We start from the raw sequence: 14683 nt of genomic DNA, 5'->3' as shown, positions 1-14683 counted from the left end.
CCTCTAGCCATATGAGATTTTAGCAAGAGAAATTCCCCTTACTCTATTTCTTGCGCGACGTTTTTATCGTTTTTTAAAGCCTTCATAAGAGGATTAATGTTTATGAAAACCAAATTGATAGGCTCTCCTATTCCATCATATAAAATTTTATATAGAACGAGAGGGTCGAATATGCGATAGGAAAATATCAACATACCAGTAAAGTATTGCCATTTAGTATAATTTTGTTACAAACATAACATAGATAATATAGAAAACAAAAGGGGCGACAATATGCTAGAAATACCTCTAAACCGGAAATCAGAAGTACCTTTATATCGGCAAATAGCTCTTCATTTGCAGAAAATGATAGAGAGAGGAGCGCTATTGCCTAAAACCAAACTCCCTGGCTCAAGAGGGTTGGCACAAAGTCTCGGTGTAGGACGTATAACGGTCATGGAGGCATACAAGCTTCTCTCTGATTATGGATATGTGGTGGAGTTAGGTCGAAGCGGTACATATGTAAGTGAGAGAAGCGTTTCTGACGACTATTTTACGGGGGAATTTGACCATAAGTGGGATTTTAGGACAGGACAGCCAACCCCAGATCTTATTCCCTCGGAGGAACTTTCTAGAGTAGCAAGGGATGTTTTGGCTTTCTCAAGTAAAGAGGCTCTTTGTGAGGCGCCTCTTTCAGGCCTTGATTCTTTGCGTCATGTTTTAGTTAAACATGCGGCTTCTCGAGGGATTCCAGCTTCCTGGAGGGAAGTTTTTGTGACTGCAGGTGGACGGCAGGGCATTGCGCTTTCCCTTAATGCACTTAAGCAATTAGGGGTCCGTCAAATGTGGGTTGAAAAGCTGACTTACCCTGACGCTATTATGATGGCACAATCAGAAGGCATAGAAATTAAAGTACTGCCCCCTCTTGAAGATATAAGTGAAAAGTGGTATGAATGCCTGTCTGGCTCTCATATGCTTTATCTTGTCCCTAGTTTTCAGAATCCAACTGGGCAGACTATCTCAGAATCGTTACGTCATGTTATCCTGGAAGGAAGTATGAAATACGGATTCTGGGTTCTTGAAGATGATGCTTATGGTGAACTTCGCTACGGTGAACGAAGTATTTCTGCTTTGAAAGCTCTGGATGGATCTGAACGGGTTGTCTATTTGGGATCGTTTAGTCAGGTTCTTTTTCCGGGACTACGTATTGGGTATTCTCTTGTCCCCAACCAACTGATGGAATCTTTTGTCCAGGCTCAGGCAAAACGATATGGGCCGGTCTCCTCTCTAGATCAGCTTATAGTCCAGCGTTTCATAGAGAGTAAAGGGTTGGAAAGTGCACTGACCACAACTCGTGGAGTGATGGAATCGAGAATGAAAACATTAGGAGCTTCTTTACGTGTTTGTGTGCCAGAAGGGGATTTCCTTCTCCCTGAGGGGGGAATATATCTTTGGCTAAATATTCCTGGCATTGATGGCAGAGAAGCTGCTTTTGAAGCTCGCAAGGCAGGTGTCCTTGTTGCTTCTGGAAATCAATTTTCTTATGAAGGAGAAAGGGTAGAAGCTGTTCGTTTTGCAGTGAGCAGCATCGTTAACGAGGAAATATCTTCGGCAGTCCGTTGTCTCCAAGAAGCTTGGAGACAAGCCTTTTATTCGAAGTGCTGATTTTCAAGGGATTTTAGGTATTTTTTCCAAAGCCAAAGGGCAGCTAGTGCCGATAGGATACCTCCAGAAAGGCCGAAAATGATATATGCGGTATTTCCCTTCCCAAAGAAAAATCCCCCGAGGCCGGCAAGCGCGTAAGCAAAAAGGATGATAGTAGCCAAAGATAATAATAGAACAGTAATTCTCATCAAACGACCTCCAGTTGTATGCGGTATAAGGTATGCGGTATAATGCAATCAATTTGTTTATTTTTTTATTTTTCGTGTATTTTACCACGTATCCCTTGTAGAACAGTATAACGTATGTTAAAGTTATTTGTGAAAAAGACAGACTCTTATACAATATAAGAGAGTCCATTTGGATCAAGGAGGAATTAACGAATGCGAGAAGCGAGATTGTATACAACCTCTGCTGACTATGCTTATCAAGAACTTCGTCACAAAATTATTACCAAACAACTCAAACCAGGGCAGAGACTTCCGGAGGTGAATATTGCGGTTCAGATGGGGGTAAGTCGTACCCCGGTTCGAGAAGCTTTGCGCCGGTTGGCAAGCGAAGGGCTCGTTGTTATTATCCCGAATAGTGGTGCTCGTTTAGCTGCACCAACGGCTCGAGAGATAGAGGATACATTCCTTGTTAGGGAACAGTTAGAGACCCTCGCTATTCGTCTAGCGGCCGAGAGAATTGGTGATCGCCACCTTCGTAGATTGGAAGAAGCCATGATTGAAGAAGGTCGCGCTATAGAAGAGAAAGATCTCGAAAAATACTTGGAAGTGAACGAGGCTTTCCATAAAGCTATTGCTGATGCGAGTGGGAATAAAGTGCTAGCCGAGTATGTAGAGAATATATTGGCTCGTACAAATGCATATGTAGTCTTTTATGATCCCTTTTATCAATTAGAGACAGTGCCGAGTGTAGATGCTCATCGAGAGATTTTAATAGCTTTGCGTCATCACGATTCTGAACGGTCTGTAACCCTCCTTAAAAGGCATCTTCAGGATGCGATAGAAGGTCTGCGTCAGGCGAGAGAAGAAGGGCGCTAATTTAAAAGAATTACAAGTGAGATGACAACTATAAGGGCTGGAATGCTCCAGCCCTATTTTTTTACCAAAAAACAGGCTTTTGAGGGGAAGATATATAGCAGAGAAAGGCTTTTTGGGGCATAATATTTTTTTGAGTTTGCACTCTGATGAGGGGGATATGAGAGAAAAATGAAAATACCTACATTAGATTTGACGCGTAATTATGAGCGTATCAGAGAGGAAGTGGCGGATGCGCTTGAAGAGGTGCTTGAAAGTCAGTATTTTATTTTGGGGCCAGTAGAAAAAGCCTTTGAGGAAGAGATTTCTGCCTATTTAGGAGGAGCCCAAGCTATTGGGTGCGCTTCTGGCAGCGATGCGTTGCTTTTGGCGTTGATGGCTCTCGATGTTTCAGAGGGAGATGAAGTAATTACCACTCCCTACTCTTTTTTTGCCACTGTAAGTTGCATAACAAGACTAGGTGCGAAGCCTGTTTTTGTGGATATTGACCCCGACACGTACAATATAAATTTGGAACAGCTTATGGACAAGGTTACGTCTCGCACAAAAGCAATTATCCCTGTTCATCTTTTTGGTCAAATGGCTCCTCTGGAAGAGGTGTCCCATGAGCTTGAAAGCCGAGGGATAGCTATTGTTGAAGATGCAGCTCAGGCTTTCGGTTCCTGGCGACAGGTAGAAGGTGAAATTATACGAGCTGGTGCGTGGGGATCCATAGGATGTTATTCCTTTTTCCCTACAAAAAATCTTGGTGGATATGGAGACGGGGGGATGGTAGTTTCATCCCGTTCTGATCTGGCTGCTAGATTAAGAACGTTGCGAGTTCATGGCGCTGGAACTACATACATTCATGAAGAAGTAGGTTTAAACAGCCGTCTTGATGCGTTGCAAGCGGCTATTCTTCGGGTGAAGTTGCGTCATTTGGACGAATGGAATGAGGAGAGACGCTTGGTTGCTGATCGGTATAATCTCCTTTTTGCGGAGCACGACCTTCTTGAGAACGTTAAGCCGCCTAAAGAGTTGAAGGGGAATTATCATATTTACCACCAATATGTTCCTCGGGTAAACAATCGAAGTAAGCTTTCAGCATTTTTAGAGGGGAAAGGGATAACAACACGAGTATACTACCCGCTTTGTTTGCATCTACAGCAATGTTTTGGTTTCTTAGGTTATAAAGAAGGAGACTTCCCTGAAGCCGAGAAGTTAAGTCATGAGAGCTTAGCTTTCCCCATCTTCCCTGAGTTGACAGTGGAAGAACAAGAATACATTGTTGGTGCTGCGGCTGATTTTTACGCAAAAAAATAATTTGACCAATATTGCTCTTTCCTGAGGATCCGTGTAAAATACGGATGTAAGAAAAGAAAAATTTTGTCACAATAGTTTCAAAAGCCATAGTACGGAGGTGATGGCGTGTTTCCTCTTTTTTTCGACCCAACATTTGTTCTGCTTGTCCCGGCTGTTATTTTAGCCTTTTGGGCTCAGATGAAGGTGAGAAGCGCATATTCACAATACAGTCGTGTCCTTTCTCGAAGAGGAGTCACTGGTGCCGAAGCAGCGCGTGCGTTGCTTGATCGTTTTGGAATGACAGGTGTTCCTATTCAAAGAGTTGCGGGGAACCTTACAGACCATTATGATCCTAGAGATAAAACTCTTCATCTGTCAGAGGGTGTCTATAATAGTTCGAGTATAGCTGCAATAGGCGTGGCAGCTCATGAAGTGGGCCATGCTATTCAGCATCAGGAGAATTATGCCCCCTTAAAGTTTCGTAACGCTGTAGTTCCAGCTGTGGGAATAGGGTCTTCTCTAGCTTTCCCTCTCTTTTTCCTGGGATTGCTTTTTCGTGGCCCGATTCTAATGGATGTTGGAATTCTCCTTTTTGTTGGTGTAATTGTCTTTCACCTGGTTACGTTGCCTGTTGAATTTGACGCGAGCTCAAGGGCGTTACGTTTGCTAGGGAATACGGGCATGTTGGCCTCAGATGAAGTTCAGGGAGCTAAAGTTGTTCTTAATGCAGCGGCTCTTACCTATGTTGCAGCTGCAGTTATGGCTTTCGCCCAATTGGCACGGCTTTTAGTGCTTCGCGGGATGTTTGGTAATCGCGATTAGCATACGTTCCTCCTGTCGAGCGGTACAATAGATGGTGGGGCGTTATGGGTGCGCCTCACCATTTGTTTTGAAAAGGATGGTATCTTATGCCTTTTATTCTTCTTCTGCTTTTGTTTTTTATAGCTCCATGGGCTGGATTTATAGCGTTGCTCCTTTTTGTGATTTTTTTCTTGGTATTTATCCCCTTAGGGTTTGCGGCCAGTTCTTTTATTTGGCTTATCGCGGGTCCTACTCAGCTATTTAAGGTTCTATTTAACAAAAAAGTTCGGAAGAATCATGGACTAGAACATGGGACAATTCACGTTCTGGAAGAATCCTTGGGACGTTGTAACATAGAAGGAATGGCTTATGATGATGGTTTTTCTCTGCGCGGTCTTGTAGATCCAGCTTCTGCTCTTTATGCCGCAAGAGTTGCTCTCGAACGAATGAAAAGAGGGGAGTCTTCTTTAGCTGTTCATCCTCGCTGTGGTACTACTATTGTGGTTATTAATACCCTTTCTTCCCTGCTATTTATAGTGCTTCTTTTAGCCACTGGTACTATGGGGTTGCTCAATGTAATAGTAGCCCTTTTATTATCTCATCTTTTGGGACCGGCTTTAAGCACTGTGGTACAACGATATGTTACAACAGATTCTGATGTAGAAGATATAGAGATTACAGGAGTAGAGGTGCGTGCAGTTAATACAGGATGGGGTGGCTTCTCTGTATATGGTCCGTCTCAGCTTTTTATTCGCACCCGTCGAAAATCTGAAGCTATTCAACCGGAGGTTCTTTTCCCATGAGAGGTATAGAAGCTGCACTTTGTGTTCTTGAAGATGTTTCCAAAGGGAAATTTGCTAGCGAGTCGTTGCGCCATTTCTCAGAAAATATGAATGATGGAGATCGTATACTAGCAGCTTCCCTTATTTACGCGACTCTTCGTCGTCAATCATTATGGAGGGCTGTTGTGGGGCGTTTCCTTCGCCCATCCTTCGAGTCTCTTTCCAAGAAGACTCGAAACGCATTGATTCTTGGAACGGCAGGTCTTTTAGAGTTGAAACACTTTATTCCGAGGGTCCTTGTAAGTGCCCTTGTTCAGGAAATAAAAGAAAGTGGGCGTCCGCAAGAGGCTCGAATTGTAAATGCCGTATTACGGAGGGTGGAAGAGAACGGGCGAGCTTTCCTTGAAACGTTGGAAAGGAGCAGTGGTATCCAAGAACAATCTCTTCTGGCAGGGGTCCCTTTGTGGGTCGCGTATCAATGGAAAGATGTGTTGGGGTATAATGATACTTTAAAATTATTTAAACTTTTTAGAATGCGTCCATACGCGTCCCTTCGAGTTTTTCCTCAGGGGCACGTTCCTATTGTTGTTGAAAATCTAAAAAAAATAGGGATACGAGGCTGGGCTTCTCCTTTGCTTGATTATTCCATACGAACAGCTTCTTCTGTTTTTCCTCTCGATATTCCTGGTTTTAAAGAAGGGCAAGTAACAGTCCAGAGCGAGTCTTCGATGCTTGTAGCGGATATAGTGGCTCAATTTTGGAAAGAAGGTCTTATCCTTGATATGTGCGCTGGGCGAGGAGTAAAGGCAGGGCAACTCGCATCTCTGTTGCCCCATGCTACCATTGAAGCTTGGGAACTTTCGAAAGGACGTTACCATGCTGCTCGAAGGGAAAAGGAGCGTCTTTCCCTGGGGGCGCGGGTTGTTTTTCGTCAAGGGGATGCCCTTCAAATGACGCCACAAATGCTACCTAACCTTGTTTTTCTTGACGCCCCTTGCTCTGGCAGCGGTACATGGAATAGACATCCAGAGGGGCGTTGGGCTTTATCAAAAGAAAAATTAGAAAATCTAGTGTTTCTCCAGAAAAAACTTTTAAGAAAAGGAGTATCGCTAGTTGCGCCAGGTGGTTTCATCGTTTACTCTACTTGTAGTCTTATGAAGCAGGAAAATGAGCAGGTTGTTGCTGAAATTTTAGCCGAAAATGAGGATCTTGTAGAAATGTCAATCCCGCTCGGTGGGCGGTATATAAAAAAAGGGAGACCTTGGGGTACATATATATGGCCGGAATTGCCTTGGCTTGACGGCTTTTTTATAGCTGCAATCCTGAAAAGAAATCGGGAGGTTTAGAAGAGATGAATAAAATGTATAAGTGGGTCATGCTTTTGATCCTTCTTATTATTGTTATTTCAGGAGGAATAGCGGTTTTCACTATCTGGACTGGTGGGAAGGGATTGGCAGTTCCTCCTTTAAAAGAGATGTCGGTAGTAGAAGCAGTAGATGAGGCGCATCGTCTCGGCCTTAAGGTGAAAATAGAGCAAATAGAGTCGAATCTCCCGAGTGGGACAGTCCTTACTCAATGGCCTGATCCAGGCACTAAGATTAAGCAAGATACCACTATTATCCTTAAAGTGAGTAAAGGGGGCAATAGGGTTCCTTTGCCAGATGTTCGAGGCTTTGAGTACTCTCAAGCCCTTAAAAAACTAGAAGAAGCGGGCTTCCAAACAGGAGATGTTTTGCGCATTCAAGATGAATCTCGCCCTGCGGGTACTGTCGTTGCTCAAAGCCCAGCTGCTCCCGTGATGGTGGAAAACAGTAGAAAAGTCGATCTTTTAATAAGCTTGGGGCAAGTAACTCAGAGTGGTCAAATTTCTGTCCCGGATGTATTACAGAGACAAGAAGCTACAGCACGGAAAATGTTAGAAGAGGCAGGTCTTGCCGTTTCAAATATAGAGAGAGTTTATACTCAAAACTCTCCAGAGGGCATGGTCATTGCTATGCGTCCTAGCGCAGGAAGCACCCTCAAACGAGGTCAAGGCGTGGTTCTTCAGGTTGCGACTCTCAGGAAGCCTGTTGAAGAAGTCTCCTCTTCTCAGGTGGTGGCGATTCCAGGTGCTTCTCTTATAGAAGATCAGGCCACAACAACCGTTCAGCCAGATGTGGCAACTCAACCGAAGAGTTCTGGAACTATGGTTCCTGTAATTCCTCCAAAGTCTAAAGAAAAAGTGACAGCTACTACACCTTCCCAAACCTCTTCTTCAACGTCAGGAGGGGAAAGCAAAACGACTGAAGTTCGGAAAACGGCTCCAGTTCCTGCTGGTGGCAAAATAGCGAAAGTCCGTTATCAAGTACCGCCCCTTACCAGGCCGATGCCGTTGAAGATAGAGATGGTGGATGGGAATGGTACTCGTGTTCTTTTAAATAAGGAAGTTAAAGGAGGAGAGTATATCTCCCTGGAATCGCCTTATGTAGATGAAGGTGTAGTGACTATATTCCTGGGAGGTGAATTTGTATGGCAAGATCGCTACCGATAGGAAAAAAATCTCACTCTTTCTTTGTGGCACCATCTCTTCTTTCTGCCGATGTCTTAAACATGGAGAAGAGCATCTCTTCCTTACAGGAACAACATGATTGGCTTCATTTAGATATTATGGATGGCCATTTTGTTCCCAATCTATCTTATGGGCCATCTTTGGCTAAAGCGATGAGAGCTTGCTACCCTCAGGAAGTGCTAGATGTCCATCTCATGGTAGAGCCGCCAGAGGATTTTATAGAGGCTTTTGCTTCTGCTAAACCTGATTATCTTACAGTGCATGTAGAGGCTACGCCACATCTCCATAGAGTGTTATCAAGAATAAGGAGTCTTGGTTGCCGGCCAGGGGTTGCTCTTAACCCGGCAACGCCATCGGAATGGGTTTACCCTGTACTGCACATGGTAGATCTTGTTTTAATCATGTCGGTAAATCCTGGTTTTGGTGGGCAGTCTTTTATATCTGAGACATTAGAGAAAACGATAAATATCTATCGATATCGTGAAGCGCAAGGCTTGTCTTTTGCTATAGAAATGGATGGCGGCATTGGTCGTAATTCTATAAGGCAGGTAGTTGCTTCTGGATGCGATGTAGTAGTCATGGGAAGTTCCGTTTTTGGAACCCCAGACCCTGCTGAGACAATTCGTGAATTAAGAGCTTGTGTTAAGGAGGCAGTGGTCGGTGAAAAAGGAACGACGTCAAATAACTCTTGAGGAACTTGGTCGAGCGGTACGGGAGAGGCGAGAGCAACGTGGTTTGAATCTTGATGATGTAGCTGATCTAACGAAAATTAGAGCTCAGTTTCTTGAGAACATTGAGGAGGGGCGGTATGAAGATTTCCCCGGCATTGTTTATGTGCGGGGCTTTGTTCGTACCTATCTTCGTATTATAGAGGCGGAGGATCTATGGGAATATTACAAGCCCCTTTTGTATGATATGGAGAAACAGGAAGGAGAAGATTCTCTTATAGGGGCGTGTACTCCTCCAGCGAAGGGGTTTCGCTTGGCTTCTCGCTTTTGGGTCATTCTTGTATTGGTATTGGCTGTGGTAGGAACGGGATGGTATGTTTGGTATACATGGAATGAAAAAGGTTTTCATATGGAACAGGGAATGCAGGGGGAAGGAAAAGAGAGTTCTCAAAGCTATCAAAATGAAAAGGCCCCCAGTGAAATTATCTCTCCAGATATAATGCTTTTCTCTAAAGATATTCCGTCTTTGGGCATTCAAAGTGCTGTATCTCAGCCGGAAAATCCGCTTTTTTCAAGTCCTGACGTAGTCCTACCTCAGGAGCCTCAAAAGCCTGCGGAGCCGAAATTGCCTAAGCTTGAAATAGTAAGTACAGGAAAGTGTTGGATCCAGATACGTGATGGTAACGCTACAATTTATCAAGGAATCCTTTCTAAGGGACAAACGTATTCCCTGGAAGTAACGGGTAGAGTGGTAGTGACATATGGACGTCCTAACGATGTCCGAATTACTTGGAATGGAGAGGAACTTGGCCACGTTGGAAATGGTGGACGTGTAGAACGTTACTTTTATTCTAAAGACGGGAAGATGGGCAAGGTGAAAGAGTGAACATTTATGTCATTAATTTAGGTTGTGCTAAAAATTCTGTAGATAGTGAAAATCTTATTGGCATGTTGGAAGGCTCCGGGTTTCACGTAGTAAAAAAACTTGAAGAGGCTCAGGTTGCATTGGTGAATACGTGTGGATTTATCCAACCAGCAGTCGAAGAGAGTATCGATGTGATTCTTGACCTTGAAAAAATGAAACAAAAAGGACATTTACAGAAGATTGGAGTTGTTGGCTGTCTTGTTAATCGTTATGGAGAAGATCTGAAGAAAGAGCTGCCTACTGTAGATATTTGGGCTCGTTCCGAGGAGTGGGAATCTGTAATTTTGCAACTTGGGGGGGCACCAGCACCCTGGCATCGAGGTCAGCTACCAGAGACTCGTTTGTGGAGCCGCTATCTGAAAGTAGGAGAAGGTTGCGATAGTTTTTGCTCCTATTGTACAATTCCTTCTATTCGTGGTCGTGCGCGGAGTTACCCCATCGAAAGGCTTGTCAATCAGGCGACCCGCCTTGTGGAAGAAGGAGCTAAAGAGATATGTTTGGTAGGGCAGGATCTTACCATTTACGGAAGAGATATTTACGGAAAGTCTTCTCTTCTATCGCTTCTCAATGCCCTTTCTTGCGCTATTCCTCAGAGTGTATGGCTTCGGCTTCTCTACCTTCATCCCGACAGAATCGACAGTAATTTTATAGATTGTCTTGGTGATGTTCCAGGGGTTCTGCCTTATTTGGATATACCCATCCAGCATGTGGACGAGCATATTTTAAGAGCTATGAATAGAAAGGGGACAGAATCATCTCTTCGTCACCTTTTTGAATATATACGGGCAAAAAACCCTCTTTTTGCTCTCCGTACAACCTTGATTGTCGGTTTCCCAGGAGAAACAGATGTCCAATTCGAAAAAGTTCTTGATTTTTTGGAAGATATGGAAATCGATAGAGTTGGAGCCTTTACCTATTGCCAGGAAGATGGGACTGTGGCGGCAACATTATCTGAACAAATTCCCCAAGATGTCAAAGAAGAGCGCTATCGTCGTCTTATGGAGCTTCAATCCGATATATCATGGCGTAGACAGCAGCTTTTTGAAGGGAAAGAGCTCATGGTCCTTGTGGAAGAGAAAGATATAGAAGAAGGAATAGCGTGGGGCCGTTCATATCGTGATGCTCCGGAAGTTGACGGTCTTGTGGGCATTATAAATGGGGCACATCTCCAGGAAGGGGCTTTGGTGAACGTAAAAATAAAAGAAGCTTCCGAGTATGATTTGTTAGGTGTGGAGGTTCCCCGATGAGGAAACTTTCATTAGCGGGGGCTATTAGCACCCTTGGAGGGCTGGGGTTTTTCTCTTCCATGCCCGGGACCTTGGGGTCAGGAGTTGCGTTTCTTTTTGCTTTAATTCTCCCTATTCCATTGTGGGGGATTGTAGCTGTAATGTTTTTAGGTATCTGGGCCTCTGGCCGCTACGCTGCGGAAACATGCCAGAAAGACCCTAAGGAAGTAGTTGTGGATGAGGTAGTAGGGACATGGATTGCTATGTATGGCTTACCAGCGGGGTTCCTCTTGCCGGCGCTTTTCCTCTTTCGCGTTATAGATATTCTTAAACCTATCCCTGTTTCTACAGCTGAAAAACTTCCCGGGGGAGTTGGAATTGTTGCAGATGATGTGGTAGGCGGTATTTTATCTAATTTACTGCTTTGGGGATTCCATTGGCTTTACTACGGAGGAGGTTTTCAATATCTTTTTGGGAGATGATGGTCTATGCAAACCGCAGTACTGTTAGCAATAGGCGATGAACTTTTAAGCGGTAGCAGACACGATATAAATTGCACTTGGCTCGCTTCTAAACTTTCTGAAGTCGGGTGTCTGGTTCGGGAAATTGAGTTTATACCAGATGAAGAGCGTGAAATTATCGAGGCCTTGAGAAGGTGGGCCGGACAAGTTGAGCTTGTAGTCCTTTCAGGGGGGTTAGGACCTACCCATGACGACAAGACCCGCCAAGCGCTAGCTTCTTACCTTGGGGTACCCCTAGAAGTTAATCATCAGGCATATAATAAAATTGTGGGACGCTATAGCCTCTCAGAGCGAGATGCAGTGGAACGATCAAGAAGCACCCAAGGAGCTATTCCGCAAGGCACATCTCCAATTCACAACTCTAAGGGATCAGCTTTAGGTATTTCCTTTCGCATTGATAAAACTCTCTTCTTCTCCTTCCCAGGAGTGCCCGTGGAATTTCAGGCTATGGCTGAAGAGTCTGTTCTTCCTTTAATATATCAAGGTTCGGCTCGGCGACTCTCTCTTTTTGTCGTGGGTTGGGCAGAAAGCCTTTTAAAAGATAAACTTGCTCCTGCTTTGAAAAGAAAAGATCTTCATATCTCTATTCTTCCCTCTGTTAACATTATAGAGCTGGCTTTAAGCGGAGAAGATAAAAAGGTGGAAGAAGTTGCCGCACAGATACGTTCGCTTGTTGCGGAAGATTGTCTTCCGACTGATTGCACCTCTATCCCTCAGGCTATTTATCATGAGGGAGAACGCACACATTGGACCCTCGCAGCAGCAGAATCATGTACAGGGGGCCTTGTGGGTGCTGCCTTGACCGATGTGCCGGGAATCTCTGCTTTTTTTCGAGGAAGCGCTGTTTGTTATAGCAATGAAGCAAAGATAAAGATTCTTTCAGTCCCTTCTTTTATTATAGAAAACAAAGGAGCTGTAAGCCAAGAGTGTGCCGCTGCCATGGCAGAAGGAGCACGTCGCATCTATGAAGTAGATCTGGCTGTATCTGTTACTGGAATAGCAGGCCCAGAAGGAGGAACACAAGAGAAACCTGTAGGAACGGTATGTTTTGGAATAGCCACGCCCAAAGAGACAAGAACATTTCAACGGCAATTTTCTGGAGATCGTGAGCGTGTACGCAAGAGATCTCTTGCCGTAGCTTTGGAATATTTTTGGCGTGTTCTGAAGGAGGTTTCTGTTTAATGCCTGTTTTTATCAGAGCCTTTGTTTGTATAGAAATACCGGAAGAGGAACGAAAAAAAATTGCTTCCGTCCTCTCTCTGCTAAAAAAAGAATACCCTAACTTGAAATGGGTTGCCCCTAGCGGATTGCATGTGACCCTTAAGTTCTGTGGAGAGTTGCAAGAAGACCAATTGCAACTTTTTTCTTCCTCTTTGAAGAAATCTTTAGCTCAAGCAGTAACAAAGCCTTTCCAGATACGTCTTGGCTCTATAGGAGGATTCCCTTCTTTGCGCTCTCCTCGCGTTTTGTGGGTGGGCGTAAGTGAGGGTGCCCCTGTTCTTGAAGAGCTGAAAAACATAGTAGAAACCTCTGGCTTTTCAGCAGGATTAGAGAAGGAGGAGCGCCCGTTCCATCCCCACCTTACCCTGGCTCGCATCCGATACGGCAAAGGAGTCCCACAGGAACTAGAGGAGCGTCTTAAGAAAATAGATTTTTCTGGCCTTCGTTGGGAGGCTCATCAGATGATTCTTATGCAAAGCCAACTTCGGCCGGAAGGCCCTTTTTATACTCCACTGGAAACATATTCCTTGTAATGATATGGTATAAAAGTAATCTGATAGAGAATCGGAATGGATCTATAGGAGGTTCATTTATATGGCTAAAAAGAAAAACCCGCAAACGCGGGAAGATATTCTCGAACAGGCTATAGACGATATTCGTAGTAAATTTGGAGAAGGATCCATTATGCGACTAGGCGATCCCTTCAAGGAGCAGGTAGAGGTTATTTCTACGGGTATTCTGCCTCTTGATGTGGCACTAGGGATAGGCGGACTTCCTAAGGGGAGAATTGTAGAAGTATTTGGTCCTGAAGGGTCAGGGAAAACAACTGTGGCCCTTCATAGCATAGCAGAAGCGCAAAAAAGCGGTGGTATAGCTGCTTTTATCGATGCGGAACATGCGTTGGATCCCAGATTAGCGGCATCATTAGGTGTGGATGTCCAATCTCTTTATGTCGCCCAACCTGATAGTGGTGAACAGGCTCTCTATGTGTTGGATACTCTTGTGCGTAGCGGTGCTGTGGATTTAGTGGTAGTAGATTCTGTAGCAGCATTAACTCCCCAAGCGGAAATTGATGGGAAAATAGGAGACAGCCAAGTCGGATTGCAAGCGCGTCTTATGTCCTATGCGTTGCGCCGGTTGACTTCGGCTATTTCTAAGAGCAACTGTGTTGTCATTTTTATAAATCAGCTTCGAGCCAAAATTAGCACTGGATACAGTTCTGGCCCTCAAGAAACTACTACAGGAGGGCGCGCACTCAAGTTTTACAGCTCTGTTCGCATTGAAGTAAAACGGGGGAAAAGTCTTACAAAAGGCGATGAAACTATCGGTCATGAGCTTTGGATAAAGGTGGTAAAAAACAAGCAAGCCCCTCCTTTCCGAAGTGCTCATACTTCTCTCGTTTATGGGAAAGGCATTCCTCGTGGCATGGCTGTGCTTGATATGGCCATTGACCTTGATGTAATAAAGCGAAAAGGATCATGGCTTGCTTACAAAGGGGAAACTATAGGCCAAGGGAAGGATAACGTAGCTCAGTATTTAGAGGAGCATAGCGATTTAATGGCGGAAATTACCAATGACGTTATGGGGAAAGTCTCTGAAGGTCTGGGCTTTACTCTTGGTTTTGAAGAGGGAGAAGGGGGCGAAGAAGCGGAAGAGGAGAACGAACTGCCTATTGAAGAGGGAATTCTAGAGCTCGACGAAGAATAAAATAATTTATGCAGAAGTATTAGTTCATTCTTAAAAAGGTTGCCATTAAAAAAATAAACTACATGTAAGTTGATAAAGGAACGATCTTTGTTTGTTTAAAAATAAATAATGTTAGGGTTTGATTACTATTGGAACATAAATAATAATAGTATGTTCCACATGTAAGTGTTGACAGTCTTCTTAAAGTCAAGTATTATCTTCAGGCACTCGAGGGAATGCTGAGTGCGAAAGAACCTTGAGAAGTGAATAGGTGAGACAAAGAAATCAAGCCAGTCAATTCGTAAAGAGAAATTTATGGAGAGTTTGATCCTGGCTCAGG

General features: G+C 44.2%; 15 protein-coding genes. 14 read left to right on the top strand and 1 reads right to left on the bottom strand.

Annotated elements, in window-relative coordinates:
- Positions 1–273: 273 nt before the first annotated feature.
- Positions 274–1644 (top strand): aminotransferase-like domain-containing protein, encoded by a 1371-nt coding sequence (locus K360_RS0109710; protein ID WP_024822961.1) that lies wholly within the window; start codon positions 274–276, stop codon positions 1642–1644.
- Here the strand turns inward: K360_RS0109710 and K360_RS0109705 are convergent.
- Positions 1629–1832, bottom strand: coding sequence for a hypothetical protein (locus tag K360_RS0109705; RefSeq protein WP_024822960.1), 204 nt, complete (start codon positions 1830–1832; stop codon positions 1629–1631). The genes K360_RS0109710 and K360_RS0109705 overlap by 16 nt on opposite strands.
- A 192-nt stretch (positions 1833–2024) precedes the next feature.
- On the opposite strand from K360_RS0109705, the gene K360_RS0109700 reads away from it, so the two are divergent.
- The 13 genes from K360_RS0109700 to recA all read left to right on the top strand — a co-directional run bounded on the left by K360_RS0109700 (position 2025) and on the right by recA (position 14364).
- Positions 2025–2687 carry a GntR family transcriptional regulator gene (locus K360_RS0109700; RefSeq protein ID WP_024822959.1) on the top strand — a complete coding sequence of 221 codons (663 nt, stop codon included), beginning with the start codon at positions 2025–2027 and terminating at the stop codon, positions 2685–2687.
- 168 nt (positions 2688–2855) lie between these two features.
- Complete coding sequence (locus K360_RS0109690; RefSeq protein ID WP_024822958.1) at positions 2856–3986, top strand: DegT/DnrJ/EryC1/StrS family aminotransferase; 1131 nt, start codon at positions 2856–2858, stop codon at positions 3984–3986.
- Between the two features lie 105 nt (positions 3987–4091).
- On the top strand, positions 4092–4787 hold the full coding sequence (locus K360_RS0109685) for a zinc metallopeptidase (protein WP_024822957.1): 696 nt from the start codon (positions 4092–4094) through the stop codon (positions 4785–4787).
- 86 nt (positions 4788–4873) lie between these two features.
- Positions 4874–5569: a DUF6391 domain-containing protein gene (locus K360_RS0109680; RefSeq protein WP_024822956.1), complete on the top strand. Its 696-nt coding sequence runs from the start codon at positions 4874–4876 to the stop codon at positions 5567–5569.
- Positions 5566–6894, top strand: a complete 1329-nt coding sequence (locus K360_RS0109675; protein WP_024822955.1) for an RsmB/NOP family class I SAM-dependent RNA methyltransferase — start codon at positions 5566–5568, stop codon at positions 6892–6894. Before K360_RS0109680 ends, K360_RS0109675 begins: the two co-directional genes overlap by 4 nt.
- Positions 6895–6899: 5 nt before the next feature.
- The gene (locus tag K360_RS0109670) at positions 6900–8078 is read left to right on the top strand and encodes a PASTA domain-containing protein (protein WP_024822954.1); all 1179 of its coding nucleotides are present in this window, start codon (positions 6900–6902) and stop codon (positions 8076–8078) included.
- Positions 8057–8788, top strand: coding sequence for a ribulose-phosphate 3-epimerase (gene rpe / locus K360_RS0109665; RefSeq protein WP_024822953.1), 732 nt, complete (start codon positions 8057–8059; stop codon positions 8786–8788). Before K360_RS0109670 ends, rpe begins: the two co-directional genes overlap by 22 nt.
- A complete protein-coding gene (locus tag K360_RS0109660) occupies positions 8757–9650 on the top strand; it encodes a helix-turn-helix domain-containing protein (protein WP_024822952.1) in 894 nt (297 codons plus the stop codon). The genes rpe and K360_RS0109660 overlap by 32 nt, the downstream gene beginning before the upstream one ends.
- Positions 9647–10936 carry a 30S ribosomal protein S12 methylthiotransferase RimO gene (gene rimO, locus K360_RS0109655; RefSeq protein ID WP_024822951.1) on the top strand — a complete coding sequence of 430 codons (1290 nt, stop codon included), beginning with the start codon at positions 9647–9649 and terminating at the stop codon, positions 10934–10936. Before K360_RS0109660 ends, rimO begins: the two co-directional genes overlap by 4 nt.
- Entirely contained in the window at positions 10933–11397 is a 465-nt protein-coding gene (locus K360_RS0109650; RefSeq protein WP_024822950.1) for a phosphatidylglycerophosphatase A family protein, read from the top strand. The genes rimO and K360_RS0109650 overlap by 4 nt, the downstream gene beginning before the upstream one ends.
- Positions 11398–11403: 6 nt before the next feature.
- On the top strand, positions 11404–12618 hold the full coding sequence (locus tag K360_RS0109645) for a nicotinamide-nucleotide amidohydrolase family protein (RefSeq protein WP_024822949.1): 1215 nt from the start codon (positions 11404–11406) through the stop codon (positions 12616–12618).
- Complete coding sequence (gene thpR, locus K360_RS10860; protein WP_024822948.1) at positions 12618–13190, top strand: RNA 2',3'-cyclic phosphodiesterase; 573 nt, start codon at positions 12618–12620, stop codon at positions 13188–13190. The genes K360_RS0109645 and thpR overlap by 1 nt, the downstream gene beginning before the upstream one ends.
- A gap of 61 nt (positions 13191–13251) precedes the next feature.
- Complete coding sequence (gene recA / locus K360_RS0109635; protein WP_024822947.1) at positions 13252–14364, top strand: recombinase RecA; 1113 nt, start codon at positions 13252–13254, stop codon at positions 14362–14364.
- Positions 14365–14683: the final 319 nt, after the last annotated feature.

It is taken from the genome of Aminobacterium mobile DSM 12262 (genome assembly GCF_000526395.1).
In the GTDB taxonomy this organism is placed as follows: domain Bacteria; phylum Synergistota; class Synergistia; order Synergistales; family Aminobacteriaceae; genus Aminobacterium; species Aminobacterium mobile.
This window is presented reverse-complemented; position numbering and strand designations above follow the sequence as displayed.

Coding starts and splice junctions, on each gene's coding strand:
- K360_RS0109690 (WP_024822958.1), top strand. CDS start 2,856: ATGAAAATACCTACATTAGATTTGACGCGTAATTATGAGCGTATCAGA.
- thpR (WP_024822948.1), top strand. CDS start 12,618: ATGCCTGTTTTTATCAGAGCCTTTGTTTGTATAGAAATACCGGAAGAG.
- K360_RS0109675 (WP_024822955.1), top strand. CDS start 5,566: ATGAGAGGTATAGAAGCTGCACTTTGTGTTCTTGAAGATGTTTCCAAA.
- K360_RS0109680 (WP_024822956.1), top strand. CDS start 4,874: ATGCCTTTTATTCTTCTTCTGCTTTTGTTTTTTATAGCTCCATGGGCT.
- rpe (WP_024822953.1), top strand. CDS start 8,057: ATGGCAAGATCGCTACCGATAGGAAAAAAATCTCACTCTTTCTTTGTG.
- K360_RS0109645 (WP_024822949.1), top strand. CDS start 11,404: ATGCAAACCGCAGTACTGTTAGCAATAGGCGATGAACTTTTAAGCGGT.
- K360_RS0109700 (WP_024822959.1), top strand. CDS start 2,025: ATGCGAGAAGCGAGATTGTATACAACCTCTGCTGACTATGCTTATCAA.
- K360_RS0109710 (WP_024822961.1), top strand. CDS start 274: ATGCTAGAAATACCTCTAAACCGGAAATCAGAAGTACCTTTATATCGG.
- K360_RS0109705 (WP_024822960.1), bottom strand. CDS start 1,832: ATGAGAATTACTGTTCTATTATTATCTTTGGCTACTATCATCCTTTTT.
- K360_RS0109650 (WP_024822950.1), top strand. CDS start 10,933: ATGAGGAAACTTTCATTAGCGGGGGCTATTAGCACCCTTGGAGGGCTG.
- recA (WP_024822947.1), top strand. CDS start 13,252: ATGGCTAAAAAGAAAAACCCGCAAACGCGGGAAGATATTCTCGAACAG.
- K360_RS0109670 (WP_024822954.1), top strand. CDS start 6,900: ATGAATAAAATGTATAAGTGGGTCATGCTTTTGATCCTTCTTATTATT.